Origin of the sequence: uncultured Devosia sp. (genome assembly GCF_913055165.1) — a bacterium.
Taxonomy (GTDB): Bacteria; Pseudomonadota; Alphaproteobacteria; order Rhizobiales; family Devosiaceae; genus Devosia.
On sequence record NZ_CAJXJS010000001.1, the window covers coordinates 104,753 to 129,075 of the forward strand.

Here is a 24,323-nt window from a genome sequence, read left to right on the forward strand (position 1 = left end):
TCAGGCAATCGCTTCAACGACCTGAGCATGCGGCTGGACATGGACCCCATCTTGGGTGAGGTGGAGAACCATCAAATCCGTGCCTGCGATCAAGTCTCCGTCGAAATGGTCCCGGGCCCTGGCCAGTATGCTCTCCACGGAGGGGCCGATGTTCCCTCCAGGAAGTTGCACGATATGTGTGAACACTGAGAGCTTGGGGCGGGCTTTCTGGAAAATTGCCGCTGCCTCCTCAGGGCTCGTATGCCCCTTCATGACCACATTGTTGAAGAAGTCATTGTCCGCCATCGAGGCGTCGATAGCCGCCACCTCATGGACGAGTACATCGCAGCCCATGGCCGCGTCTGCGACACGAGGATCCGCTGCTGTATCGCCTGATAGAACGACCGATCGCCCGGCATAATCGATCCGATAGCCAAAGGTCCGCGCAAAATCGTGATGATATGTTCCGAAAGCCGTAACGGTGACGCCCTTGGCCTCAAACACAATCCCTTCGCGTACTTGATTGGGAACGAGCCGAGTAGATTCTTCTGAAATTGCCTTGATTGCCCGCTCGCGAAGATCTCCGCGGAAAGCCATCATCAGGCCATCGGTCAGTTCCTCGACCCCTTCCGGCCCATATACCGGCAAGGCCTTCGTGCGTTTGCCGAATGGGCCGGGGATGTATCCGGAGGAATAGACGTCCGCCAGGCCAGCGGTATGGTCCGAATGGAAGTGTGTGAGAAACACCGCATCAATGGCCCCCAGGGGAACCCCCACTTGCGTCAGCCGCAATGATGCACCGCGCCCTGCGTCAAAGAGCAGGTTGAGGCCACCCGCCTGCACCAAAGTTGCCGAGCCGAAGCGCTCGATATCAGGCTGCGGGGTCCCAGTGCCCAGCAGGGTCACGACCATTGATCCAGAATTCAGTTCACTCATTAGACCGCCCTTTTTTGGAAGGTTGGGCGGCTGTGCCGCCCAACGTTTTTTGTCAGCGTGGGGCGCGTTCCCACATAATCTGTTCGTAGGTCGGCGCCTGATCAATGAAGCCGAACTCGACCATGTCGTTGGCAAGGGCTTCGAGCTGACCCTGGTCGATCAGCACACCAGGTGTCGGCAGGCTCCGCGTGTCCAGATAATCTTCAGGAAAGCGGGTGAGCTCTTTGTCTAGCTCTCGCACTTCATCGGTGTTCTCTGCCGCATAGGCATAGGCACGATCGAGAACTTCGATGAGGGCGGCAACATCATCACCGCGTTCAGCCAGCGCTGCATCGCTCGACGCGTAGACGATGCCCGGCATGCCCTCCACGTACTGGTAGGGGTCGGCAATCAAGCGCAACTCTGGATCGTTCTTGGCCTGTTCGAAGAACAGCGCAAATGGCACGGCAGCTTCGACATTGCCGTTCTTGAGGTTTTCAATATGGGTCTCGGGAGGCATATGCGAAATGTTGACCGCATCAGTCGGCAGACCGGCCGCACGCAGCGCCCGCTTGATCATGAAAGCGCCGGTTCCCTGAAGGCCCTGTACGCCGACGGTCTGACCAGCAAGGTCGCCGATCGACTGATACGGCGCGTCGGCCCGCGTGATGAGACCCGTCGTGGGCACCTGCTCGAGTGTTTGGTTCCCGAAAATGATCTTTATCGGCACACCGGCGGCAATGGCAGCAACGACCGGCGTCGAACCGGTACCAACGATATCGACTTCGCCCGAGAGCAGCCTGGCAATGTTCTGATCCGGCGATGACCCTTCCACCAGTTCCACGGTGAGGCCGGCCTCTTCAAACCATCCCATTCTCTGGGCGAGAAAAAACGGCTCAAAAGAACCAACAGGCGCATAGGCGATCGTTAACGGCTCACTCTCCTGGGCCGATACAGGGGCGCACATCGCTGCAGCGGATAGCGCTGAGGCAAGTATTGCGGTCCTAAATGACTTTCCAATGTTCATTTTCTCTCTCCCTTTTTGAAAATTCCAACCTACTTTTTGCGCCGGATCTCGTTCAGTATCCGCCCGCGAAGGCGGCTGAACTCGGCCAGGCCCTTTGAGGCGACCTGATCACGCACCGGACCCAAATCCACCGCCACGGTATCGATCACCGTCGCTGGCTTGCCCGACAGGACGACGACCCTGTCGGCCAAGTAGACCGCCTCATCGATATCGTGGGTTACGACGATGACACTGATGCCCAGACGGCGCCGCAGATCGAGAACAAGATCTTCCAGGTCAAATCGGGTCTGCGCATCCAACGAGCCGAATGGCTCGTCCATCAGCAGAATGTGAGCGTCATAAGCCAAGGCCCGGGCTATCGCGACACGCTGCTGCATGCCTCCCGATAGCTCCCAAGGATACTTTTCCTCATGACCAGCCAGGCCCACATTGGCCAGGCAGGACAAGGAGCGTTCCCGCGCATCGGACAAATTCATCCTTTTGCCCCGCAACGGCAGCAAGACATTTTCGAGCGTGGTCATCCAGGGCATGAGGGACCCACGGTAGTCTTGGAAAACCAACCCGATTTCCTGCAGGGGCTCGGTTACGACCTGGTCGGCGACGCGGACTTCACCCGAGGTCGGCGGCATCAGCCCCGACAGGCAGCGCAACAAAGTCGTTTTGCCAACGCCAGAAGGTCCAACGATGCAGAGGATCTCACCTGGGTCGACACGCAAGGTCAGGCCTCGCAATACCTCGATAGACCCATATGACTTGCTGACACCATCAACAACCATGGGTGGTGCCGCGTTCACAGTGCTATGCGCGTTCATTTTCTGCTCCGGCGATTGAGGTGATCTTTGTCGCGGTCCGACGCGGAATTTCGAAGTACCAAGCGAGAATCCTGCGCTCGATCAGGACGAAGGCAACATTCGTCAAATAGCCGATCAAGCCGATGAACACTGTGCCTGCCCAGACTTGAGAGGGGGCAAAGCTCTGCACGCCCGACGAGATGTAGACGCCCAGCCCTTGGTTTCCGGCGCTGAATTCGCTCACGACCATGATCGTCAAGCTGACGGCGAGCGAAATCCGGATGCCTGCCATGATCTGCGGCGTAGCTGCCGGAAGCAGTACCTGGCGGATGAACAGTGCTCTGGGCAATCTGTACGCGCGGGCAGTGTCCGTTATGGAGCTTTGAATTCCACGGACGCCATCGATTGTGTTGAGCAGTATTGGCCAGACGCAGCCGAGCGCGATCACGAAGATCTGCGGCCCGGGACCAACCCCGAAGGCGACCAGCACGATCGGAATGATGGCAACACCGGGGATCGCACGGAGAAAGGCGATCAATGGCCAGACCGCAGAGCGCAAGACCGAATTGTAGCCAATAAGAAGCCCGAAGCTAACGCCAAGCACAATTGCAGCGGAAAGCCCGGTGCCGACATTGCGCATGCTGAATGCCGCGGCCTCCAGCAGTTCGCCATTGCCTATGTCATTCAGCAAGGTCTGAACGATCTCGGACAAAGGCGGCATGAAGAAGGACTGGCTGTCCGACGAAATGAACCACCACAAGGCGACCAGAACGACCGGGAGCCAGAAATAGGTGGCGAATTGTACGATCTCGTAAATCCACCAATGCTTGCCAATTCGCCTGGCCATGGTTCTCACGCCTCCTTGTCCGACAGGTGCCAGCGCACGATACGGCGCTCCAACTGGTCAACTGCCGCGTTGACAAGAACACCAAGGATGCCAGCGTAGATTGCGTAGGCGATTGCGATGTCGGTTTCGTAGAAGTCCCTGGCCTCAGCCAGTTCTCTGCCGATACCCGTCACGGGGCTGGTGATTTCCACCGCCACCGAGACAAGAATGGACACCACGACCGCTATTCTGAAACCGGTCAGGATGAACGGACTTGCCGACGGCAGCAGCACACGGAAGAAGCGCATACGCCAAGGCAGGCGAAAGGCTCTGACCGTATCCTGTAGCGTGCTGTTCATTTTGCGCGCGCCATAGATCGACTGCAGCAAAATCGGGAAGAAGCAGCCTATCGCGATCAAGGTGACCTTCATCTGGGAGCTGGCACCCAGGATGAGTAGAAAAATGGGGAGGAGCGCGATTTGCGGAAAGGATCGGCCAAAGTCGATGAGCAGGCGCGTTGAGCGCTCGAGCGCCGGCATTGCTCCGATGGCAACGCCTGCGGAAACGCCCAGAACACTGGCTATTGCCAGACCAATGGCTGCATCACGTACCGTAGTCGCTACGGCAATATAAAAGGTGTCGCGTCCGAGTAGCTCCACCGTGGCCAAGGCCACGTCCGTGATTTGCGGGAGAATATTGGGCGACACATTGCCAAAATGCACCGCGAGAGCCCACACCAGACCAAAAATGGCAAATGTGGCAAGTCGCCTGACGATAAGCGTCACAGTTCAACTCCTCCCGCGTAAAGCCGCTCCTCAACGGCCGTTAGACACTGGCCCAGCTAGGCCGCATAAACAAATTTTCTTTTGAAATCGCTCGGTATCACGAATATCAATACCAAGGCGGCAGTACGGAGGATGGCAGCCAATGCGTTTCATGGGTCTAGATTTGAATCTGCTCGTCATTTTCCAGGCCATGATGGACAATCGAAGCGTCACCTACACATCGCGGCAGCTGAATCTCACTCAGCCCGCGGTCAGCAATGCCTTGCAGCGTCTACGCCAGTACTTCAAGGACGACCTGTTCGTGATGTCGGGCAACCGCATGCTTCCGACCGCCCTCGCCGAGAGGCTGGCAGCGCCGACAAAGGCACTGCTCACCGATGCCGGGGCTCTGCTGACTGCAGCCCGTCCCTTTGAACCCGGCACATCTGATCGCACTTTCGTTATCGGCACGTCCGACCACGTAACCGATACTGTTATCGCTGGCGCGCTCAACGCGGTATTTGCGGAAGCGCCAAAGATCAGGCTGGATATCGTGCCCCTGGTCGAAGACCAATGGAGCGTCTTGGACACGGGCGAGGTGGACCTGCACGTGCTGCCCTATGAGTTTGCGCCGCCTGACCAGCCGACTTTTGAGCTATATTCTGATCGCTACGTTGTCCTGTGCGATCGGGAGAACCATTCCGTGCAGGCAGGCATGACGCCAGAAGAGCTTCGCAGCTTCAGGATCATTGGTGCTCTCATGGGTGTTCCGCGCAAGATGCGCGGCGGATTTGCCCCGCAGATGACGGCAAGGCTGATCGACCAGGCCAGCCTGACGGTGAAGCAGTTTTCGCAATTGCCTTTCATGCTCGAGGGCTCTGATCGCATCGCCATCGTTCCCCGTAGCCAGGCGTTGATGTTCTGCAAGAGGTTCAAGCTCGCGTTTTGTGAGCTGGGCGGCGAGGTGCCCCATCTGCGCATGGTCGCGCAGGTCAATCGCGCCAGAGAAAGCGATGCCGGCCTGGCCTGGTTGATCGACAAATTCGTCAAGGCCGCTTCGGCGATCCAAACAGATCGGTAGCTGCAGCCCTGTCAGCCCACCCTTGCCTGACCGGCCTGTCTGGCAAGGGTTGGGGACACCGAACGGCACGGCGCTTGCCGACTACACGGCTTCTACATCGCTGCCTGCAAAGTCCCGCGCGCTTGCGCTTTGCCCGCTAGAAGTAAAGGCAAAGCTCTCCGTTTTTTCGCCGAGCGTCGACCAATAGGACAAGCCATCTCCATTGGCAGCGCTCATTACCCACCGGGCATGGCCGCTTGTGACTCTCGTGCCGTAGGCCGTTCCTGCCGGAATATTGGCAAAGTCACCATCCCGCAGTTCATGGACGGTGTCGCCCAGTGTGAGTTCAAGCGTGCCATTGACCACGAACAGCGAAAGGTGGGTCTGCCGATGCCTGAGAGCTGGCATGCAGGCACCTTTGCCCGCCTCGATAGTCCGCATCTCAAGTCTGTCCCTGGTAATCGCCATGCTCACAAGGGTGGTTGCCAGGTGATCATTGAGCACGAAACGGTCACCATAGCCTGATTGCAGGACATAGGAGGCCGGACCACCGGGCAGCACGCGATCGGTGGCGTCGCCATTGGCAGGTGCACAATATTCCTTCTCGACGCGCATCACCCCATGCTTGCCCATTGCTGGTCCCATCCGGCTGAAGTCATAGGGATGGGTCGGCTCGGGGAGCGCCGACGAGGTCCAGGGCTCGCCTGCATCGTCGAAGAAGCCCTCCCAGCCGCCCGGCGCCACGATGCCGAAAAATTCTGTCCGCGGCGACATGCATTGATAAGCATGCACGTCACCCGGCTGCACGTAGGCGAAGTCCCCTTCGGTCAGGACGCGGCAGGAGTCATTGGCCCATATCTGCAACCGGCCACGCGTACAGAGCCAGGTGTCGTGCTCCTTTTCGTGGTAGTGGAGGGGGATCGGTCGCTTGTCGATTGTGGATTCCAGCACCACCGCGCCGTAGCCGGCTGCCGTTTCTCCGACACCGGCCAGGATACGCACAACCTGACCGGCAACCACGACCGAGCGCCCCTGCCCGGACTTCAAAACATAGGGATCCGAAGTGCCCGGCGGCACGGTGCGAATTGCGGCAGTGTTCATCTATTCCTCCCAGATCACGCCTGAATGAATGGTATTGCCCTTTGGGCCTTTTTGCAGGCGTCGCCCTTGATGTGGCCAACACCCCATTGATCGGTCCGCCCCGGGGGCCAGACCCAATCGGCAGGTCCGCCGACCCTGTAACTGTCATCGACTTTGAGAATCTCGGCGGTATGCTCGATGACAAAGCCGAACGGATCGATGAAGTAGTTGAATACATTGTCGCCCGGGCCATGCCTTCCCGGCCCCCAGGCCACGGGATAGCCCGCATCGACCATCCGCCCGGATGCGCGCATGACCGATTCCAGATCATCCTGCAGAAACGCAATGTGGTTGAGCGTGTCTATCGTGTCGGTTGCCAGCACGACGACGTGGTGATCGTCATTGGTCCGCACAAAGCTCATGATATTGGTGCGGTCCGTGATCTCAAAACCCAGGCCGCGCTGGTAGAAGTCCAACTCGGCTTCCACATCGGCCGTATTGATGTTCACATGGGCCAGCCGGCGCGGTGTCAGCGCTGCATCGAGAGGGGCGAGCAGCTCGTCCCCTTGCACAATGGTAAAGCGCCTATTGCCTCGATCGCGAAACGCAAAACCCTGCCCACCGCCGAAATCGGTAACGGGACCGATGGGTTCGACCCTGGCGCCAGCGGCTTCGACGCGATCTCGCAGGCCTGCGAGATCCGCGCGCTGATCAGCGCGGAGGCCGACACTGATGACGGCCGCATGGTCGCCTTCATGGAGCGCGACAAGGTAGGGGTCACGTCCGGAGCCACGCAAATAGACCACGCCCCGGAGGCGCGCCGCCTCGACCAGCCCCCAAACGTCGACATAGAACTGCGTAGCCTTGGTCAGGTCCGGCACCATCAGATGCACATTGGCCAGATCAGCGATGGGAAAGCGCGGCGAACCACTCATCTTATCCCTCCTGGATCACTTGACTGACCAGGCTGCCAATGCCCGAGATGCGCACCTCGACCGTGTCACCTGGCTTCATCCACACCGGCGGATTGCGCTTGGCGCCCACGCCACCTGGCGTTCCAGTGGCAATGACATCGCCCGGGTTGAGCGGGGTGAAGGCGGACACATAGGCGATCACAGCAGGGATAGAGAACAGCATGTGATCCAGCGTTGCAGACTGCATGCGCTGGTCATTGAGATAGGATTCGACCCGAACCGCTTCGAGGTTGCCAACCTCGTCCGGGGTCACCAGGGCCGGGCCGAAAGCGCCCGTCGCGGGGAAATTCTTGCCCGGCGTGAACTGCCTGGTATGCCACTGCCAGTCGCGTAGTGACGCGTCATTGAAGCAAGAATATCCAACCACATGCTCCATGGCATGCTCGGCCTGGATATGGCGCCCCCCCTTGCCAATCACCACGGCCAGTTCGGCCTCATAATCAAGACTGCTGGAGACCTTGGGCCGCACGATGGGATCATCGGCGCCGATCAAAGTATCGGCAAAGCGAACGAAAATTGATGGATGGTCAGTCCGGTCGCGACCGGTCTCGACCCGGTGTTCTTCATAATTGTGACCGACACACAAGATCTTGCCCGGATTGGGTATGACGGGAAGAAGGTGCACATCCTGGCGCTTGAGGCTTGGCCCTTCGAGCGAAGTACCGAGAAGATCCTGCTCAATGGCTGTCTTCAGGTCCGGCGCGAAGGCACTCAGATCGGTGACCCGATCGCCGACCAACCGCCCCCAGCTCCGCCTGTCCTGATGGTGAAAGCTAACAAATCGCATGCGGTGCTCCAGTATTTCTGAGCGTCGAACGCCCCGCTGCCGGACCATACAGGCCCATGCCATGGGCCATTTCCGACAGGCGTTCGGCCAATTGGGATGAAGATGCCGCTACCAGAGCGACGTAAAAGTCCGGGCGGATCAGTGCTGCCGTCACACCCCGCTCCTCGAACCAGCTGGACAGCAGGTCCAGCGGGTCTTTGAAGTCAGCAATTGAGAAGCGGGATGCCCCCAGCGTAGCCAGAACTGACAGGGCCGTGGCGTCGAGGTCGTTTGGGGACGCTTCGAGTAGCACCCAACCCCGCCCGGTAGTCGCATCAAGAGCCTTGCCATTGTCCAGCTCCGGATTGATAAATCGCTCGCCGCCACCTGCAAAAACGATGGCAGAAGCAATCGGAGCGATGAGTTCGGAGGCCGACCGCATGCCGCGTTCCGCACGGATGCGGACATCCCGTTCAGCGGCTCTGTCCGGGTCAAGCTCGCAGATATACCGGCCAGCATTGATGGCCGCCGCTATTACATGGCGAACCTGGGCTTCCCGCTCGGGCTGATAGGTGTCGAGCAATGCCGGCCCCGTCTTGGCCTCACTGACAAGCGCCAGTTTCCAGGCGAGATTGGCGGCATCGCGCAGACCATGACACATGCCCTGACCGAAGAAGGGCGGGGTTTGATGCGCACTGTCGCCTGCCAGGAACACCCTCCCGACACGCCAACGCTCTGCCACGAGCCCATGGAACCGGTATGTCGCGGCGCGAATGATCCGATGGGGCACGCCCTGCACCCAGGGAGCCACCATTTTGGCGACCTGGTCCGGCGCGGCCATCGCGACGTCGTCCTCCCCCGGTAGCAGCATGAATTCCCAGCGGCGGTGATTGCCTCGCCCAGGGACAACAGTGGTTGGGCGCGCGGGATCGCACATCATCAAGGACAGATTTTGCAGTTTGGCGTTGCTGGGCACGCCAGTCAGGGGTGGGTAAGAAATAGGCCCGTCAACCTCGGCGTCGACCACGAGCCAAGGCTCGTCGAACTGAAGATCGTCAAGACAGATGCCGGCAAGCTTGCGGACGGTCGAGCGGGCACCGTCGCAACCGATCACCCATGAGGCGCTAACCCTGCCGCCATCGGCGAAGGTGAGCGTGGCACCAGCGTCATCTTGCGCCAAACCGACCAAATTGCGACCAAGCCGCAACTCGACGTGGTCGAACCGCCTCAGCCCCTCGCGGAGGACAGTTTCGAGCTCAGGCTGATAGAAGAAATAATCATTTGCATAGTGGTAGGGACGCGGACTGCCTGCAACCGACAAATAGCGTATCACGCCATGATCGGCGCCGATGTGAATGTGCCCATCTCCAGCGCGCATCCGAGGCAGCATCTGCCCATCCAGGTCGATGTCGGCCAAAAGACGCACCATTTCGTGGTCAATATGGACAGCCCGCGGCAGGGCATAGGGTGCCGTCTCCCGATCGATGATCAGAGTGCGTAGACCCAGGAACCCGAGACGGTTCGCCAGATAGGCGCCAACCGGTCCGGCTCCGACAATTGCGACATCCCACTGGGGCTCCATAACACCTCCGCGTGCACCTTCTGGTGCGTCTTTGCGCAGAGTATCGGCGGAGCAGGCTCTAGAGAGAAATAATAGTATTTCTAATCACCATAGCTGGAAGCTATGGATCAGAGTTCCTGCAAGGTCTGGGCATAGCGCAGGAAACGGTCGGCAACTGGCGACAATTCGACGTTCCGCAGCCTTTGAGCCACCAGCCGGCGGGGAGGTGGACCGCCGACCAGCGGTGCCGTTGACAGCAAGCCGGCCTCAATGTCGGCCTGCACGACCGAGGCGGGGAGCAGGGCGAGCGCTGCGGAGTGACGTACAAGTTCCTTCATGGTCGCCAGCAGGTCGCATCGCACGACATTGACCGGAAGCGGGGTGTCGGCGCTCAGGAACATGGCCTCGACCTGGCTGCGCGTGGCGCCCTGCGCCAGTGGCAGCACCCAGGGATGCTGGGCCGCCTGCCGGACGGTCAGTCCTTGATATGGCAAAGAGGCCTTGGGGCCGGCAACGAGCAGGAATGGCTCGCGCAAAAGCAGTATCTGTTCGACGTCGTGGGGCCCGGCCTGCGCGGGTGCAGACGACAAGACCAAGTCCACAGCATGACTGTGCAGCAGTTCGGACAGGTCCTGATCGGTCGCGTCATGCAGGGCAATATCCAAAGGTCGGCCTTCGGCCTGCAGCAACGCCATCACCCTGGGCACAATAGCCAGGAGTGCGCCCGTCGTCCCACCGATCACCAAGGGTCCGTCGACATTATCCTGCTGGTGACGAAGGTCCTGATCGGCACGAAGCAAGACGTTTTCAATGGCACGGGCATGCCGGGCCAAAGTCTCGCCTGTCGACGTGAGGACGGCGCCCTTGCGATCTCTCAGGACGACCTGCCGGCCGACCCGATCCTCCAATTGTGCAATGGCAATGGAGACCGAGGGCTGCGTCATGTTGAGGCGCACAGCGGCGGCGGAAAGCGAACGCTCGCGCGAGACCGCCAAAAGGATTCTGAGCAATCTGGGATCGAGGGCCATGTTCCTCTCCGTTCCATAGGCAGGGGTTATGGAATAGGCGAAATCCATTGCTTCTCTCAAGCCCGTCAGGCGGTGCGATTCATCGGGCGCCCCAAGGCACCCCTACCGAGGAAGGCCGTCTTGGCCGGCTCGATCCCGATTGCGTCCTCTGGGGCGTGCGCGGTTTGTCTACCGGTCCGATGTCTCCCACCTGGGATTGATCCAGGGCACGTCATTGTCGGCCGGCAGCATGCCTTTGCCCAGGATATGATCAGCACCCTTCTCGCCAACCATGATCGAGGGGGCATTGAGATTGCCATTGGTGATGCGCGGGAAGATGGAGCTGTCTGCCACGCGCAGACCCTCGACGCCGATGACGCGCAGTTCGGGATCGACCACCGCCATGGGGTCGTCGGCCCGGCCCATCCTGCAGGTGCCGCAGGGGTGATAGGCGCTTTCGGCGTGGCGGCGAATGTGGTCATCCAGCTCGTCGTCGGTCTGGTAGGCATCTCCGGGCAGGATTTCCTTGCCACGATAGGGGTCGAAGGCCTTCTGCCCGAAAATCTCGCGGGTTATGCGGATGCAGTGGCGGAAATCGGCCCAGTCCTGCGGGTCGGACATGTAGTTGAACTGGATGCGCGGCGGTGTTTTGGGGTCGGCCGAACGCAGTGTCACCGCCCCGCGCGAGGCCGAACGCATGGGGCCCACATGGGCCTGGAAGCTATGCCCCTCGGCGGCAGCCTGCCCGTCATAGCGCACGGCGATGGGGATGAAGTGGAACTGGATATCAGGATATTTGACCCCAGCTTTTGAGCGGATGAAGGCGGCGCTCTCGAACTGGTTGGAGGCGCCCAGGCCGGTCTTGAAGAACAGCCATTGTGCGCCGATCAGCCCTTTGCCGAAGAGGTTCCAGTATTTGTAGAGCGTGATGGGCTGGATGGAGGCCTGCTGGATATAGAGCTCCATATGGTCCTGCAGATTGGCCCCAACACCCGGCCGATCGGCCACAACCGGGATACCGTGCTCGGCCAGTTGTGCGGCCGGGCCGATGCCCGAAAGCATCAGGAGCTTCGGCGAGTTGATGGATGAGGCCGCAACGATCACCTCGCGCCGGGCCTTGACCACCTCGATCTTCCCGCCCCGCTCGATCTCGACGCCGACGGCGCGGCCATTTTCGATCACGATCCTGCGGGCAAGGCATTTGACCAGGTCGAGATTGGGACGCTTCAATGCGGGCTTGAGATAGGCATTGGCGACGGACCAGCGGCGGCCTTTCCAGACCGTCTGCTCCATTGGCCCGAAGCCCTCCTGCTTTTCCCCGTTATAGTCGTCGGTAAGCTCGAACCCGGCCTGCCTGCCGGCCTCGACAAAGGCGCTGAACAGGGGATTGTCGCGCTTGCCGCGCGTCACATGGAGGGGGCCGGCATGGCCGCGGCGGCCGGGATCGCCGCCATGCGGGCCGGGATGCCAGTTTTCCATGCGCTTGAAATAGGGCACGACATCGGCATAGCCCCAGCCGGCCGCGCCGCTTTCGGCCCAATAGTCATAGTCGCCGGCATGGCCGCGCACATAGACCATGCCGTTGATCGAGGAAGAGCCGCCGATGACCTTGCCGCGTGGTACGCCCAGGATCCGGCCGCCCAGATGCGGCTCGGGCTCGGTGCGAAAACCCCAGTCATAGCGCGGCATATTCATCGGATAGCTCAGCGCCGCCGGCATCTGGATCAGCGGTCCGATATCGGTGCCGCCATATTCGAGCACGATGACCGAATGCTGGCCGTCTTCGCTGAGACGGGCCGCCATGGCGCCGCCGGCCGAACCTGAGCCGATGATGATGAAATCAGCTTCCATGACGCGGAAATCCTAGAATGCAGCCTCGACGGGCCCGGTGGCGACATAGACCGATTTGATCTGGCTGTAGTGATCGAGCGCGGCGCGGGAATTCTCGCGCCCGACACCGGATTGCTTGACGCCGCCAAAGGGGGCCTCGACCGGCGTCAGATTATAGGTGTTGATCCAGCACGTGCCCGCCTGAAGTTGGCCAATCACCCGATGGGCTCGGGTCAGGTCGGCGGTGAAGACACCCGCTGCGAGGCCGAAATCGGTCGCATTGGCGCGGGCGATCGCGTCGGCCTCGTCACTGAAGCCGAGCACCGACATGACCGGCCCGAAGATTTCTTCGCGGGCAATGGTCATGTCGTCGGTCACATCGGCAAAGACAGTGGGCTCGACATAGAAGCCCTCATTCCGGTTCGGCGGCACGCGGCCGCCGATCAACAGTTTTGCTCCCTCGGCCTTGCCGGTCTCGATATAGCCCAGCACCTTGCTGCGCTGCGCCTCCGACACCAGCGGGCCGACCTGCGTCGCCTCGTCCAGCGGGTCGCCGATCACGGCCTTGGCGGTTCGGGACACGAGGCGTTCGAGAAAGGTGGGGCGGACCGCGTCATGCACAAAGACGCGCGTGCCGTTGGAGCAGATCTGCCCGCTCGAATAGAAATTGGCATTGATCGCGGCGCTGACGGCGCTGTCGATGTCGGCATCGTCGAAGATGATCAGCGGGCTCTTGCCGCCCAGTTCCATGGTTACGTGGCGCATGCCCGAGGCTGCGGCGGCATAGACCTTCCTGCCCGTGCCCACCGATCCAGTCAGCGACACCTTGGCAACGCGTGGATCACCGATCAGCGCCGCGCCGACATCGCCATAGCCCTGCACCACATTGAACAGGCCCGGAGGCGCGCCGGCCTCGACAAGGATTTCCGCCAGCTTCAGCGCGCCCAGCGGGGTGACCTCCGAAGGCTTGAAGATCATGGCATTGCCCGCCGCCAGAGCGGGCGCTGCCTTCCAGCAGGCAATCTGGGTGGGGTAGTTCCAGGCGCCGATGCCGACGCACACACCCAGCGGTTCGCGGATCGTATAGACGAAGTCGCTGCCGAGCGGGACGGTCTCGCCGGTCATGGTCGCGGCGAGGCCACCAAAATATTCCAGTGCGTCGGCGCCCGAGGCTGCGTCGGCCACCAGCGTCTCCTGGATGGGCTTGCCGGTATCGAGCGTCTCGATCTCGGAAAGGTCCTGATTGCGCGCGCGGATGATGTCGGCGGCCTTGCGCAGCACCCTGCCGCGCACGACCGGCTTGAGGGCGCTCCATTCCTTCTGCGCGCGCGCCGCCGAGGCGAGAGCCTGTTCGATAATTCGAGGCGTCGCTGAATGCAACCGGGCGACGACTTCACCACTGGCCGGATAGATGCACGCGATCGATTGCCCTGCATTGTCTTCGACATAGCGCCCATCGATGAAATGGCTGGCCGGTGGCTGTACGTCGCGCATCATTCACCCCTCGGGAAACGCTTGCTCTCTTCGAGCACATTGAGGTCCATGTGATTGCGCATGTAGCGCTCCGAGGCCTTCTGCAAGGGCTGGAAATCCCACGGGAAATAGGCGCCGTTGCGTAGCGCCGGATAGACGACATGCCGCCGCGCCTGGCTCGCCCGGACCTCGGCGTCATAGGCCGCGAGGTCCCAGTGTTGGGCTGCCATTGCGGCAAACCGCGCTCGCACGTCCGCGTATGCCCCATCGTCGATCAGGTTGGTCAACTCATTGGGATCATTGGCGATATCAAAAAGCTGTGCCCGATCAACGGCGCATTCGACATATTTCCACTGCCCCTCGCGGAGGCACACCATGGGCGCCACCGAGCCCTCGGCAGCATATTCCATTCGCACCGGGCTGGTGCGGTCGGCACCGTTGGCCAGTGGCACCAGGGACTCGCCATCGGTCCATGGCGCGATCTCATTGAGGGAAATTCCGGCAAGATCACAAAGGGTTGGCGTCAGGTCCATGGTGCTGACCGGCGCATCGATCCGGCCGGCGGGCAGGCCCGGCGCGGCAATCATCAGCGGAACGCGCGCGGAGCCTTCAAGAAAGCTCATCTTGAACCACAGGCCGCGCTCTCCGAGCATGTCGCCATGGTCAGAGGCAAAAACCACGATCGTATTTTCCGCCTGCCGCGTGCCCTGCAAGGCCTCGAGCACCTCACCGATCTTGTCGTCAACATAGGAAATATTGGCGAAATAGGCTCGGCGCGACCGGCGGACATCCTCGTCGGTGATGTCGAGGGAGCGGAAATCGCAGGCATCCATCAGGCGTTGCGAATGGGTGTCCTGCTCCTCATAGGCAATGGGTGCCGTGGCGGGCGAGAGGTGCGCGCAATCCTCATAAAGGTCCCAGTATTTTCGCCGGGCGACATAGGGATCGTGCGGGTGGGTAAAGCTCACCGTCAGCATCCAGGGCCGCTGCTCGGCGCGGCGGCCCAGATCGTAGATCTTGCGCACCGCATTGAAGGCGACCTCGTCGTCATATTCGAGCTGGTTGGTGATCTCGGCGACACCGGCGCCCTTGACCGACCCCAGATTGTGGTACCACCAGTCGATCCGCTCGCCGGCTTTGCGATAATCCGGCGTCCAGCCGAAATCGGCGGGATAGATATCGGTGGTGAGCCGTTCCTCGAAGCCGTGCAGCTGGTCCGGCCCGACAAAATGCATCTTGCCCGAAAGGGTCGTGGCATAGCCGGCAGACCGCAGATGATGGGCATAGGTGGGGATGTCGGAGGCGAATTCGGCCGCATTGTCATAGACCCGCGTGCGGCGCGGCAACTGCCCCGACATGAAGCTGGCCCGGCCCGGCGCGCAGAGCGGCGAGCCGGTATAGGCATTGGCAAAGCGCGCCGAGCGCGCCGCCAGCGCCTTCAGATTGGGAGCATGCAGCCACTCGGCCGGCCCATCGGGAAACAAGGTCCCATTGAGCTGGTCGGCCATAAAGATCAAGATGTTGGGATGATCAGACACGGGCGTTCCTCGCAAGGCAGAGTTCGAGATAGTCGATCACCATGGCCCGCACCTCATCCTTGCCCGGGGCGAAATCCTGCAAGGCATGGCGGATGTAAAAGCCGTCGATCATGGCGGCCAGCCCCTGGGCGATCGCCTGGGCCGAACCGGCTCCCACAAGCTCACGCAGGCTGAAGACCAGGTTTGAGTGCAACCGCCGCGCATAGAGCTGCAGCAGCCGCCTGGTCTCCTCTGATTGCAGCGCGCGCACATAGAATGTGAGCCAGGCCGCCACCACCTCCCGATCGAACTGGTCAGGAGCAAAACTGGCCTCGATGATGGCGTGGATACGGCCCAGTGGCGTTGTCGCCTCGGCCATGCGGCGTCGGACGCTATCCCCGTAGAGCTTGAGGATATGGCGCATGGCGGCGAGGAACATCTGGTCCTTGCTACCGAAGTAATGATGCGCCAGGGCCGGGGACATGCCCGCCCGGCGCGCGATCTGGCTGACGGTGACGTCCAGGCTGCCCGCCTCGCCGATCTCGATGATGGCGGCCTCGACCATCGCCTGCCGTCGCACTGTCGCTGCACCAATTTTTGGCATTCTTTGCGCCTGCACACTTTTCGAGTTTACAATTACGATTGTCTCGTTTTTGATTGAGCCGTCAATCAAGAAAAAGAATTTGCCGCAAACACCCGCACTCAGGAGACGACAGAATATGAGAAAGACCACCCTCACTCTGACCAGCGCCCTCGCGCTGTCGCTGCTGGCGGGCACCGCTTTTGCAGCCGAATGCGACACCGTCACCTTCTCCGATGTCGGCTGGACCGACATCACGACGACGACCGCCACCGCCAAGCACATTCTTGAGGCGCTGGGCTATGACGTGAACGTCAAGGTCCTGTCGGTTCCGGTGACCTACGCCTCGCTTGAAAGCGATGACGTCGACGTGTTCCTGGGCACCTGGCTGCCGGCCCAGCAGGCCGCCATCGGACCCTATCTGGACAGCGGTGAAGTCGAACGCGTCACGACCAACCTGGAAGGCACCAAATATACCCTGGCAGTGCCCGCCTATACCTATGACAAGGGCCTGACCGACTATTCCAAGATCGCCGAGTTCGCCGACGAGCTCGACCACACCATCTACGGCATCGAGCCCGGCAATGAAGGCAATGGCTATCTGATCAGCCTGGTCGAGGCCGATACCCACGGGCTTGGCAGCTTCAAGGTCGTGGAAAGCTCCGAGCAGGGCATGCTCGCCGCGGTGGACCGCGCCGTTGGTGACGGCAAGGACGTGGTGTTCCTGGGTTGGGAGCCGCACCCCATGAACGCCAAGTTCCCGCTCAAATACCTGCCGGGCGGCGAGGAATTCTTCGGCGGCGAGGGCGTCGTGGACACTGTGACCCGTCAGGGCTACGCCGCCGAATGCCCCAATGTCGGCGCCTTGCTGAGCAATCTCAAATTCTCGCTGCCGATGGAGAACGAGATCATGGGCAAAATCCTCAATGACGGCGCCGATCCGGCCGACGCTACCCTGGAATGGCTCAAGGCCAATCCCGAAACGGCGTTGGGCTGGGTCGAAGGGGTGACCACGATCGATGGCGGCGACGGCGCCGCCGCAGTTCAGGCACTGCTGGACAGCTAAGAACCATGCAGCCCGGTCGGTAACGACCGGGCTGTTCTGTTTTCCGGGGGACATGCAGAGTGGATTGGCTGACCGATCACAAAATTCCGGTTGGGCGCTGGGCAAGCGATTTCTTCGTCCTGCTGCGCGACAATTTTCGCGGGGTGTTCGACGCCATGTCGGATGCCGCCGAGGCTCTGATCGACGGTCTGCTGTGGCTGTTGCAGACGCCGCATCCGCTTGTGATCGTCGCCATCTTCGTTGCCATCACCTGGTGGCTGCAACGCAGCTGGACCACCTGTCTGCTGACGCTGGGCGGCATGCTGTTCATCCTCAACCAGGGTTATTGGGAACAGACCACGGAAAGCCTGACCCTGGTGATTTCGGCCTGCGTTGCCTGCATGGCCATCGGCGTGCCGATCGGCATTGCCGCTGCCCACCGTCCCAGGCTCTACCGGATCCTGCAGCCTGTGCTGGACCTGATGCAGACGCTGCCGACCTTCGTCTATTTGATCCCGGCCATCGTGTTTTTCGGCATCGGCATGGTTCCGGGCTTGATCGCGACAATGATTTTTGTGCTCCCTGCGCCCATCCGCATGACGCATCTGGGTATTTCCTCGACACCGCCGGCGCTGCTTGAGGCCGTGGGGGCCTTTGGCGGCACGGCGCGCCAGAAGCTGTGGAAGGTGGAGCTGCCCTATTCGATGCCCCAGATCATGGCCGGGTTGAACCAGACTATCATGCTGTCGCTGTCCATGGTTGTGGTCGCAGCCCTGGTTGGCGCCGACGGCCTTGGCGTGCCGGTGGTGCGGGCGCTCAACTCGGTCAATACAGCGCTGGGCTTTGAAAGCGGCCTGATCATCGTCGTCGTGGCCATCGTGCTCGACCGCATGCTGCGCATTCGCTCGGAGTAGGACATGGAAGACGCGGTCATATTCGACAAGGTCAATATCGTCTTCGGTGCCAATCCTGAATTGGCCTTGCCGTTGATGGACCAGGGCAAGTCGCGCCAGGAGATTCAGCAGGAAACCAAGCAGATCCTGGGCGTCCATGATTGCTCGCTACGCGTAAAATCCGGGGAAATCCTGGTGCTGATGGGTCTGTCAGGCTCCGGCAAGTCGACCCTGTTGCGCGCGGTCAACGGGCTCAATCCGGTGGTGCGCGGGTCCGTGCAGGTCATCGACCAGGGCAAATCGGTCAATCCGGCGGCCTGCAGCCAGGAGGAACTGTTGCGCCTGCGGCGCAAGTCGGTGGCCATGGTGTTCCAGCAATTCGCCCTGCTGCCCTGGCGCTCAGTGCTCGACAATGTCGGACTGGGCCTGGAGCTGGCCGGCATGTCGCGCCGCGAACGCGAGGCCAAGGTGCGCGCGCAGCTCGATCTGGTGGGTCTGACCGATTGGGCCGACCGCAATGTGGGTCAGCTCTCCGGCGGCATGCAGCAGCGCGTGGGCCTTGCCCGCGCCTTTGCCACTGAGGCGCCGATCCTTTTGATGGACGAGCCGTTTTCGGCGCTCGACCCGCTGATCCGGGCACGCCTGCAGGATGAGCTGCTGGACCTTCAGTCCAAGCTCAAGCGCACGATCATCTTCGTGAGCCATGATTTGGACGAAGCCTTCAAGCTGGGCAACCGCATCGCGCTGATGGAGGGCGGACGCATCGTTCAATGCGGTACGCCACAGGAAATCATCGCCAATCCGGCCGACGAATATGTCGAGGATTTCGTGGCGCATATGAACCCGCTCAGTGTGTTGCGGGCGATGGATGTGATGTCGCCCGCCATCGGCAAGGGGGAGCATGTGGTGCCGGCCGAGAGCCCACTTGCCGGCGTGATCGAACTTCTGGCCGGCGGAGCGCCTTCGGTCTGCGTTCGGGGGCCGGACGGTCAGCTGCTCGGCAGCATTGTCAGCCAGGACGTCGTCGCAGCCCTGCGTGCCAAGCCCGCCCGACCGGATGCGGGTGTCCTCTAGCGGCGTGGAACGGCAATGCCAATGCGGGCGGGAGAGCCCGATACGGCCGTGAGCGCAAATTTCAATATGATCCAGGGCTTCCTGCCGATCGACGACCTACTGGCCTTTGGTCGGTTCGTCCTCGAAGATCACTACGCCCTTGCCCGGGTGTTCTCGATAGTGGGCCAGTCGGGATTGCAGTGAACCGACATGCAACTCGAGCTTATGCCCGTCCGGGTCAAGGAAGTAGGTCGAGGCACCTTCGCTCCGATTGTCTTTCCATATGGTACTGGCGGCGGACACCCGGGAGCTCAGTTCATCGTAGAATTCTTCAGCAACGCTAAGCGCGATGTGGGTGTAATCCGGGTGAGGCGACGACCGCACATGCTCGTCGTGAGACAAGCATAGCCACAGCGATCCGGCTTCCAAATATGCACCCTCCGACCATACCGCGCGGACGGCGCAGCCGAGGACGTCACGGTAGAATGCAAGCGAACGCTCGACGTCAGCCACAGCTAATGTGATGTGGTTCAGTCCGCTTACGCCTATGCTCATATTCAACACCATGCACGCTTGATCCGTGTCCGTTATCGGACACACCAGTTAGTACATCAATGGCCGCCATGCGGTCGGATGTGCGGGGCCATGGCGCCAGCGCCGCGCCTTGACTGTCGTCACCAACCGGAAGCCTGCGCTTTGCCTCGGCAGACCTTGATCGGCAATGATCGGCGCACGGGCCTAGTCAGCCGCCGGCCGCCGTATTGCCCTTGATTGACTATGGTCAATGTCATGCTCGCAATGCAGAGCAAAATGGCCGCATGATGCATGGCGAACCGATAGCAGCCGCAAGCTTGGGGGAAGAGGGGGCGGTCCCTGCCGCCACATCACTGCCGCTTGTGTGCACCAGCAAACTCACCAAGATCTACAGGATGGGCGAAGTCGAGGTGTTGGCGCTGGACGCGGTGGATTTCGCTGCGTCGGCGGGTGAGTTCGATGTGATCCTTGGGCCCTCCGGTTCGGGAAAGTCGACCTTCCTCAACCTTATTGGTGGTCTCGATACGCCGACCTCGGGCGAAGCCTGGTTCCAGGACCACCAGTTGGCAAAGGCCAGCGAAGCGGCGTTGACGCGCTACCGCCGCGACCATGTCGGCTTTGTCTTCCAGTTCTACAATCTGGTCCCCAGCCTGACGGCCCGCGAGAACGTGAAGCTGGTCACCGAGATTTCGCGCAGGCCCATGCGACCCGAGGAAGCGCTCGAACTGGTTGGCCTGTCGGACAGGATGGACCATTTTCCGGCGCAACTTTCCGGAGGCGAGCAGCAGCGGGTTGCCATCGCCCGCGCTATCGCCAAGCGGCCCGACTTGTTGTTGTGCGACGAACCCACAGGCGCACTGGATTCCAAAACCGGCGTGGTGGTCCTTGAGGCGCTGCTTCGGGTGAACGCCGAGTTCGACACGACCACGCTGGTCATCACCCATAATGTGGCCATCCGCGAGATCGCCCACCGCGTCGTCAATTTCGCCAATGGGCGGATTGTTTCGGTCGAGACGAACCAGACACGTCTCCCCGCTTCCGCGATAAGCTGGTGATGCGCCATGAACGCGCTGCACATCAAGCTGATCCGCGAATTGCGCCGCCTCTGGGCCCAGGTGGCGTCCATTGGCCTGGTCATCGCCGCCGGCGTGGCGGCCTTGATCATCGGCATGGGCACGTATCAGTCCCTCGAAAAGACCCGGGCCGACTACTATGCACGGAACAACTTCGCGGACGTCTTCGCCAGCGTGGCCCGCGCGCCCCGATCCCTGCTGCCGGCGATTGGTGAGCTGGACGGCGTCCTGGTCGTGGATGCGCGCATCGTCAGGCTCGCCCCCGCCGATGTCGAGGGCCTTGCCGAGCCCGCCTCGGTGCTCCTGATTTCTCTTCCAGCGGGCCCCCAGCCGCTCAACCAGCTTCACTTGCGCAGCGGGCGGCTCCCCGAAGCCGGCCAGACCACTGAGGCCGTCGTGAGCGAGGTCTTTGCCACCGCGCGGGGCCTGGTGCCCGGCTCTCGCCTCGATGTCGTCATGAACGGCACGCACCGTTCGGTCACCATCACCGGCATCGCGCTGGCGCCAGACTATATCTATGCCATGACGCCGGGCGACATCATGCCCAGCGAGGGTCGTTTCGGGGTGCTGTGGATGCCCGAAGCCACCATTGCGGCGACCTATGACCTGACCGGTGCCTTCAATACGGTGTCCCTCAAGCTGGCACCCGGCGCTGCCACGAACACCATCATCGCGGGCCTCGATCGCCTGCTTGCCCCCTATGGCGGCCAGGGCGCCTATGGACGCAGCCAGCAGACCTCGCATGTGTTCCTTGACGCGGAACTGACGCAGCTGCGCGGCATGAGTGCCGTGCTCCCACCAATTTTTCTCGTCGTGGCGGCGTTTCTGGTCAACATGACGCTGACCCGCCTCATCGCCCTTGAGCGGGAGCAGATCGGGCTCCTCAAGGCGCTGGGCTACGGCTCCTGGAGCATCGCCTGGCACTATGTCGAGTTCGTGCTGCTGATCGCCGTGCTGGGGATTGTCGCCGGCTATGGCTTCGGCATCTGGGCCGGTAACGCGCTCACCGTGCTCTATGCGCGCTACTACAGCTTCCCGGTGCTGACATTTAGCCGCGACCCGGCCATCTATGTCATTGCGGCCGCGGTGACCATGGGTGCGTCCGTCCTGGGCGCGGTGCGCGCCGTCCGCCAGGCGGCATGGCTGCCACCGGCTGTCGCCATGATGCCGCCCGCGCCGCCGGTCTATCGCCGGATATTGGGTGCCCGCAATCCATTCCATCTTGAGGTGCCGCAACGCTGGATCATCGCCTCGCGGCATCTGCTGCACTGGCCCTGGCGAACAGCCGGCGGCGTGGTGGGCCTGGCCCTGGCCACGGCCATCCTGATCGGCTCGCTCTGGTCGGTGGGCGCCATCAACTACATGGTCGACTATACGTTCAATCGCACGGAACGGCAGGACGGGACCATCACCTTCCTCGGTTCCAGGCCGGCCGCAGCGCTCTATGAGGTCGCTCGGCTTCCGGGCGTCCTGGCGGCTGAGCCCTTCGCAAGCCTGGGCGTGGAGATCAGCAAGGGGCCGGTCAGCCGGCGCATTGGCCTCACCGCCTATGCGGGTGGGAGCGACCAGACCCGGCTGCTCGATGACCGGTTCCGGCCCGTCGTCTTGCCCGAAGAGGGCGTCATCATCAGTCGATCGCTGGCGCGGCTGCTCAGGGTCGGCCTCGGTGACAGCGTTGAGATCAGGCCGCTCGATGGCGGCGGGCAGACATATTCTGTCAGTGTCGCAGGGTTGATGGAGGGCTATCTCGGCCTCGCCGCCTATATGGACCTCGAGGCCCTCGACACGCTTCTGGGCCGCTCGCCGCAGATATCGGGCGTCAATGTCGAGATCGATGAAAGGCAGCAAGCCGAGCTGTTCGCCGCGCTCAAGGCGACACCGGCATTGGGCATGATCAGCCTCCGCTCGGTCGCGCTCGAGCGCTTCCGCGAAACCATGGCGCAGAACATGTTCGTGATGATCGGGGTGCTCCTGGCCATGGCCGGGGTCATCGCCTTTGGTGTCGTCTACAATTTCGCGCGCATATCGCTGTCCGAGCAGGGGCGTGAAATGGCGAGCCTGCGCGTGCTCGGCTTCAGCCGCGGTGAAGTCTCGATGCTGCTGCTATCGGAAATTGCGATGGTGACTCTGCTCGCCCAGCCCATCGGCTGGTTGCTTGGGATTGGCTTGGCGCGCGGCATGGTGAGCAGCTTCTCGAGCGAACTCTTCACCATGCCCCTGGTGCTCGAACTGGACGTCTTTGTCTATTCCACGGCCGTGGTCATGGCGGCCGCGGGGCTCTCCGGCCTGGTCGTGCGACGCCGCATTGACCGTCTCGACATGATCGCTGTGCTCAAGACGAGGGAATAGAAATGGTGGGTCGCATCATCAGCATAGCCGTCGTTGCCCTCATTCTGGCCGGTGCGGCCTGGGCCCTGTGGCCCCGGCCGGTGGCGGTGGAGGTGGCCGTGATCGGGCGCGGCAGCCTCGCCGTGACCGTGGAAGAGGAAGGCATTTCGCGCATAAGGGAGGTCTATCGTGTGACCGCCCCGGTTGCTGGCCGACTGGTGCGCATCGATATCCACGCCGGCGATCCGGTCACTCCCGGGCAGACGGTGGCCGTCATCGAGCCGGCACCGCCTGGCCTGCTTGACGAACGCTCGCGCCTGATCGCCGAAGCCGCCGTTGCGGCAGCCGAGGCCGCGGTGCAACTGGCCGAAGCGTCGCTGTCGGAAGCGCAGGCCCGCGCCGGTTATGCCGACGCCGACGCGACGAGAAAGGCGGCTCTGGCCGAGCGCGGCGTCGTTTCCGCCCAGGTCAACGAGCAGGCCACGCTTGCCCTCTCTATGGCAAACCGGGATGTCCAGGTTGCGCAGGCAACGCTGGCCATGCGCCAGCAGGATCTCGAAAGCGCCCGCGCCACGCTTATCCAGGGCAGCGCCGCCACGCCGGCCGGCCAATGCTGTGCGAATGTGCCCAGCCCCATTGCGGGGCAGGTTTTGACCGTTCTCACCGAAAGCGAACAGGCCGTGCAGCCGGGCACGCCCCTCATGGACCTGGGGGATCCGGCCAATATGCAGGTCGTGGTGCAGGTTCTGTCTTTTGACGCGGTGCGGATCCCGGCGGGTGCGCCCGCCACGATCAGGAATTGGGGCGGGGAACCGCTGCAGGCGCGCGTCAGCAGCATCAGTCCCTCCGCCGTGACCAAAGTCAGTGCCCTGGGCATCGAGGAGCAACGCACCGAGGTGGTCCTTGACCTGCTCGACCCGCCCCAGGTCTGGTCGCGGCTGGGGCACGGCTTCCGGGTCGTGGCAGACATCGTTGTCTGGGAGGGAAAGGACAGGGTGCTTGTCCCCATTGCAGCGCTGTTCAGGGACGCAGACCAATGGGCCACGTTCCGCGTGCTCGACGGCAAGGCCATGCTGTCTCCCATCCAGCTGGGCCCGAGGAATGGCGATTTCGGTGAAGTTTTGAGTGGTCTTGAACCGGGTGATGTTGTCGTCACGCATCCCGGCGACACGGTGGTGAATGGTGGACAAGTCGAAGTCACCAGTGCTCCCTGAACCAAGGCTGCAACCGGTTCACCTGGCGGGTGT

At 61.8% G+C, this 24,323-nt stretch carries 22 protein-coding genes; 7 read left to right on the forward strand and 15 right to left on the reverse strand.

Going from position 1 to position 24,323, the window contains the following annotated elements; all coding sequences use genetic code 11:
* From QZ564_RS00490 to QZ564_RS00510, 5 genes are read right to left on the reverse strand one after another with little or no spacing between them, the layout of a single operon-like run.
* Complete coding sequence (locus tag QZ564_RS00490; protein ID WP_297103162.1) at positions 1 to 915, reverse strand: MBL fold metallo-hydrolase; 915 nt, start codon at positions 913 to 915, stop codon at positions 1 to 3.
* A 52-nt stretch (positions 916 to 967) separates the two neighbouring features.
* Positions 968 to 1,921 (reverse strand): ABC transporter substrate-binding protein, encoded by a 954-nt coding sequence (locus QZ564_RS00495; protein WP_363311264.1) that lies wholly within the window; start codon positions 1,919 to 1,921, stop codon positions 968 to 970.
* A gap of 29 nt (positions 1,922 to 1,950) precedes the next feature.
* Positions 1,951 to 2,733, reverse strand: a complete 783-nt coding sequence (locus QZ564_RS00500; protein ID WP_297103165.1) for an ABC transporter ATP-binding protein — start codon at positions 2,731 to 2,733, stop codon at positions 1,951 to 1,953.
* A complete protein-coding gene (locus QZ564_RS00505; protein ID WP_297103168.1) occupies positions 2,720 to 3,559 on the reverse strand; it encodes an ABC transporter permease in 840 nt (279 codons plus the stop codon). Before QZ564_RS00505 ends, QZ564_RS00500 begins: the two co-directional genes overlap by 14 nt.
* Before the next feature lie 5 nt (positions 3,560 to 3,564).
* Positions 3,565 to 4,323 carry an ABC transporter permease gene (locus QZ564_RS00510; RefSeq protein ID WP_297103171.1) on the reverse strand — a complete coding sequence of 253 codons (759 nt, stop codon included), beginning with the start codon at positions 4,321 to 4,323 and terminating at the stop codon, positions 3,565 to 3,567.
* Positions 4,324 to 4,474: 151 nt separating this feature from the next.
* Here QZ564_RS00510 and QZ564_RS00515 point away from each other — a divergent pair, with 151 nt between their 5' ends.
* Complete coding sequence (locus QZ564_RS00515) at positions 4,475 to 5,383, forward strand: LysR substrate-binding domain-containing protein (RefSeq protein WP_297103174.1); 909 nt, start codon at positions 4,475 to 4,477, stop codon at positions 5,381 to 5,383.
* Positions 5,384 to 5,464: 81 nt separating this feature from the next.
* Here the strand turns inward: QZ564_RS00515 and QZ564_RS00520 are convergent, their stop codons facing one another.
* The 9 genes from QZ564_RS00520 to betI all read right to left on the reverse strand — a co-directional run bounded on the left by QZ564_RS00520 (position 5,465) and on the right by betI (position 16,174).
* Entirely contained in the window at positions 5,465 to 6,463 is a 999-nt protein-coding gene (locus QZ564_RS00520; protein ID WP_297103176.1) for a quercetin 2,3-dioxygenase family protein, read from the reverse strand.
* Between the two features lie 14 nt (positions 6,464 to 6,477).
* Positions 6,478 to 7,377 (reverse strand): VOC family protein, encoded by a 900-nt coding sequence (locus QZ564_RS00525; RefSeq protein ID WP_297103178.1) that lies wholly within the window; start codon positions 7,375 to 7,377, stop codon positions 6,478 to 6,480.
* 1 nt (position 7,378) lies between these two features.
* Entirely contained in the window at positions 7,379 to 8,203 is an 825-nt protein-coding gene (locus tag QZ564_RS00530) for a fumarylacetoacetate hydrolase family protein (protein ID WP_297103181.1), read from the reverse strand.
* Positions 8,190 to 9,764, reverse strand: a complete 1,575-nt coding sequence (locus tag QZ564_RS00535) for a bifunctional 3-(3-hydroxy-phenyl)propionate/3-hydroxycinnamic acid hydroxylase (RefSeq protein ID WP_297103184.1) — start codon at positions 9,762 to 9,764, stop codon at positions 8,190 to 8,192. Before QZ564_RS00535 ends, QZ564_RS00530 begins: the two co-directional genes overlap by 14 nt.
* Before the next feature lie 107 nt (positions 9,765 to 9,871).
* The gene (locus QZ564_RS00540; RefSeq protein WP_297103187.1) at positions 9,872 to 10,771 is read right to left on the reverse strand and encodes a LysR family transcriptional regulator; all 900 of its coding nucleotides are present in this window, start codon (positions 10,769 to 10,771) and stop codon (positions 9,872 to 9,874) included.
* Between the two features lie 168 nt (positions 10,772 to 10,939).
* The gene (betA, locus tag QZ564_RS00545) at positions 10,940 to 12,601 is read right to left on the reverse strand and encodes a choline dehydrogenase (protein WP_297103190.1); all 1,662 of its coding nucleotides are present in this window, start codon (positions 12,599 to 12,601) and stop codon (positions 10,940 to 10,942) included.
* 12 nt (positions 12,602 to 12,613) lie between these two features.
* Positions 12,614 to 14,074 carry a betaine-aldehyde dehydrogenase gene (betB, locus tag QZ564_RS00550; protein WP_297103193.1) on the reverse strand — a complete coding sequence of 487 codons (1,461 nt, stop codon included), beginning with the start codon at positions 14,072 to 14,074 and terminating at the stop codon, positions 12,614 to 12,616.
* Positions 14,074 to 15,591, reverse strand: a complete 1,518-nt coding sequence (gene betC / locus QZ564_RS00555) for a choline-sulfatase (protein WP_297103196.1) — start codon at positions 15,589 to 15,591, stop codon at positions 14,074 to 14,076. The genes betB and betC overlap by 1 nt, the downstream gene beginning before the upstream one ends.
* Entirely contained in the window at positions 15,584 to 16,174 is a 591-nt protein-coding gene (gene betI / locus QZ564_RS00560) for a transcriptional regulator BetI (protein ID WP_297103199.1), read from the reverse strand. The genes betC and betI overlap by 8 nt, the downstream gene beginning before the upstream one ends.
* Before the next feature lie 115 nt (positions 16,175 to 16,289).
* On the opposite strand from betI, the gene choX reads away from it, so the two are divergent.
* From choX to choV, 3 genes are read left to right on the forward strand one after another with little or no spacing between them, the layout of a single operon-like run.
* On the forward strand, positions 16,290 to 17,216 hold the full coding sequence (gene choX, locus QZ564_RS00565) for a choline ABC transporter substrate-binding protein (RefSeq protein WP_297103202.1): 927 nt from the start codon (positions 16,290 to 16,292) through the stop codon (positions 17,214 to 17,216).
* A 59-nt stretch (positions 17,217 to 17,275) separates the two neighbouring features.
* On the forward strand, positions 17,276 to 18,109 hold the full coding sequence (gene choW, locus QZ564_RS00570; RefSeq protein ID WP_297103204.1) for a choline ABC transporter permease subunit: 834 nt from the start codon (positions 17,276 to 17,278) through the stop codon (positions 18,107 to 18,109).
* A gap of 3 nt (positions 18,110 to 18,112) precedes the next feature.
* Positions 18,113 to 19,162 carry a choline ABC transporter ATP-binding protein gene (choV, locus tag QZ564_RS00575; protein WP_297103207.1) on the forward strand — a complete coding sequence of 350 codons (1,050 nt, stop codon included), beginning with the start codon at positions 18,113 to 18,115 and terminating at the stop codon, positions 19,160 to 19,162.
* A gap of 96 nt (positions 19,163 to 19,258) precedes the next feature.
* Here the strand turns inward: choV and QZ564_RS00580 are convergent, their stop codons facing one another.
* Positions 19,259 to 19,696, reverse strand: a complete 438-nt coding sequence (locus QZ564_RS00580) for a VOC family protein (RefSeq protein WP_297103482.1) — start codon at positions 19,694 to 19,696, stop codon at positions 19,259 to 19,261.
* A gap of 374 nt (positions 19,697 to 20,070) precedes the next feature.
* On the opposite strand from QZ564_RS00580, the gene QZ564_RS00585 reads away from it, so the two are divergent.
* From QZ564_RS00585 to QZ564_RS00595, 3 genes are read left to right on the forward strand one after another with little or no spacing between them, the layout of a single operon-like run.
* Positions 20,071 to 20,730, forward strand: coding sequence for an ABC transporter ATP-binding protein (locus QZ564_RS00585; protein WP_297103211.1), 660 nt, complete (start codon positions 20,071 to 20,073; stop codon positions 20,728 to 20,730).
* 6 nt (positions 20,731 to 20,736) lie between these two features.
* The gene (locus QZ564_RS00590; protein ID WP_297103214.1) at positions 20,737 to 23,097 is read left to right on the forward strand and encodes an FtsX-like permease family protein; all 2,361 of its coding nucleotides are present in this window, start codon (positions 20,737 to 20,739) and stop codon (positions 23,095 to 23,097) included.
* Between the two features lie 2 nt (positions 23,098 to 23,099).
* Positions 23,100 to 24,290: an HlyD family efflux transporter periplasmic adaptor subunit gene (locus tag QZ564_RS00595; RefSeq protein WP_297103216.1), complete on the forward strand. Its 1,191-nt coding sequence runs from the start codon at positions 23,100 to 23,102 to the stop codon at positions 24,288 to 24,290.
* The last annotated feature ends 33 nt before the right edge of the window (positions 24,291 to 24,323 follow it).

What these genes read in the sequence shown, in the direction of transcription:
- QZ564_RS00490 (WP_297103162.1), bottom strand. Translation starts at nt 915, where the DNA reads ATGAGTGAACTGAATTCTGGATCAATGGTCGTGACCCTGCTGGGCACT.
- QZ564_RS00495 (WP_363311264.1), bottom strand. Translation starts at nt 1,921, where the DNA reads ATGAACATTGGAAAGTCATTTAGGACCGCAATACTTGCCTCAGCGCTA.
- QZ564_RS00500 (WP_297103165.1), bottom strand. Translation starts at nt 2,733, where the DNA reads ATGAACGCGCATAGCACTGTGAACGCGGCACCACCCATGGTTGTTGAT.
- QZ564_RS00505 (WP_297103168.1), bottom strand. Translation starts at nt 3,559, where the DNA reads ATGGCCAGGCGAATTGGCAAGCATTGGTGGATTTACGAGATCGTACAA.
- QZ564_RS00515 (WP_297103174.1), top strand. Translation starts at nt 4,475, where the DNA reads ATGGGTCTAGATTTGAATCTGCTCGTCATTTTCCAGGCCATGATGGAC.
- QZ564_RS00520 (WP_297103176.1), bottom strand. Translation starts at nt 6,463, where the DNA reads ATGAACACTGCCGCAATTCGCACCGTGCCGCCGGGCACTTCGGATCCC.
- QZ564_RS00525 (WP_297103178.1), bottom strand. Translation starts at nt 7,377, where the DNA reads ATGAGTGGTTCGCCGCGCTTTCCCATCGCTGATCTGGCCAATGTGCAT.
- QZ564_RS00530 (WP_297103181.1), bottom strand. Translation starts at nt 8,203, where the DNA reads ATGCGATTTGTTAGCTTTCACCATCAGGACAGGCGGAGCTGGGGGCGG.
- QZ564_RS00535 (WP_297103184.1), bottom strand. Translation starts at nt 9,764, where the DNA reads ATGGAGCCCCAGTGGGATGTCGCAATTGTCGGAGCCGGACCGGTTGGC.
- QZ564_RS00540 (WP_297103187.1), bottom strand. Translation starts at nt 10,771, where the DNA reads ATGGCCCTCGATCCCAGATTGCTCAGAATCCTTTTGGCGGTCTCGCGC.
- betA (WP_297103190.1), bottom strand. Translation starts at nt 12,601, where the DNA reads ATGGAAGCTGATTTCATCATCATCGGCTCAGGTTCGGCCGGCGGCGCC.
- betB (WP_297103193.1), bottom strand. Translation starts at nt 14,074, where the DNA reads ATGCGCGACGTACAGCCACCGGCCAGCCATTTCATCGATGGGCGCTAT.
- betI (WP_297103199.1), bottom strand. Translation starts at nt 16,174, where the DNA reads ATGCCAAAAATTGGTGCAGCGACAGTGCGACGGCAGGCGATGGTCGAG.
- choX (WP_297103202.1), top strand. Translation starts at nt 16,290, where the DNA reads ATGAGAAAGACCACCCTCACTCTGACCAGCGCCCTCGCGCTGTCGCTG.
- choV (WP_297103207.1), top strand. Translation starts at nt 18,113, where the DNA reads ATGGAAGACGCGGTCATATTCGACAAGGTCAATATCGTCTTCGGTGCC.
- QZ564_RS00580 (WP_297103482.1), bottom strand. Translation starts at nt 19,696, where the DNA reads ATGAGCATAGGCGTAAGCGGACTGAACCACATCACATTAGCTGTGGCT.
- QZ564_RS00585 (WP_297103211.1), top strand. Translation starts at nt 20,071, where the DNA reads ATGGGCGAAGTCGAGGTGTTGGCGCTGGACGCGGTGGATTTCGCTGCG.
- QZ564_RS00590 (WP_297103214.1), top strand. Translation starts at nt 20,737, where the DNA reads ATGAACGCGCTGCACATCAAGCTGATCCGCGAATTGCGCCGCCTCTGG.
- QZ564_RS00595 (WP_297103216.1), top strand. Translation starts at nt 23,100, where the DNA reads ATGGTGGGTCGCATCATCAGCATAGCCGTCGTTGCCCTCATTCTGGCC.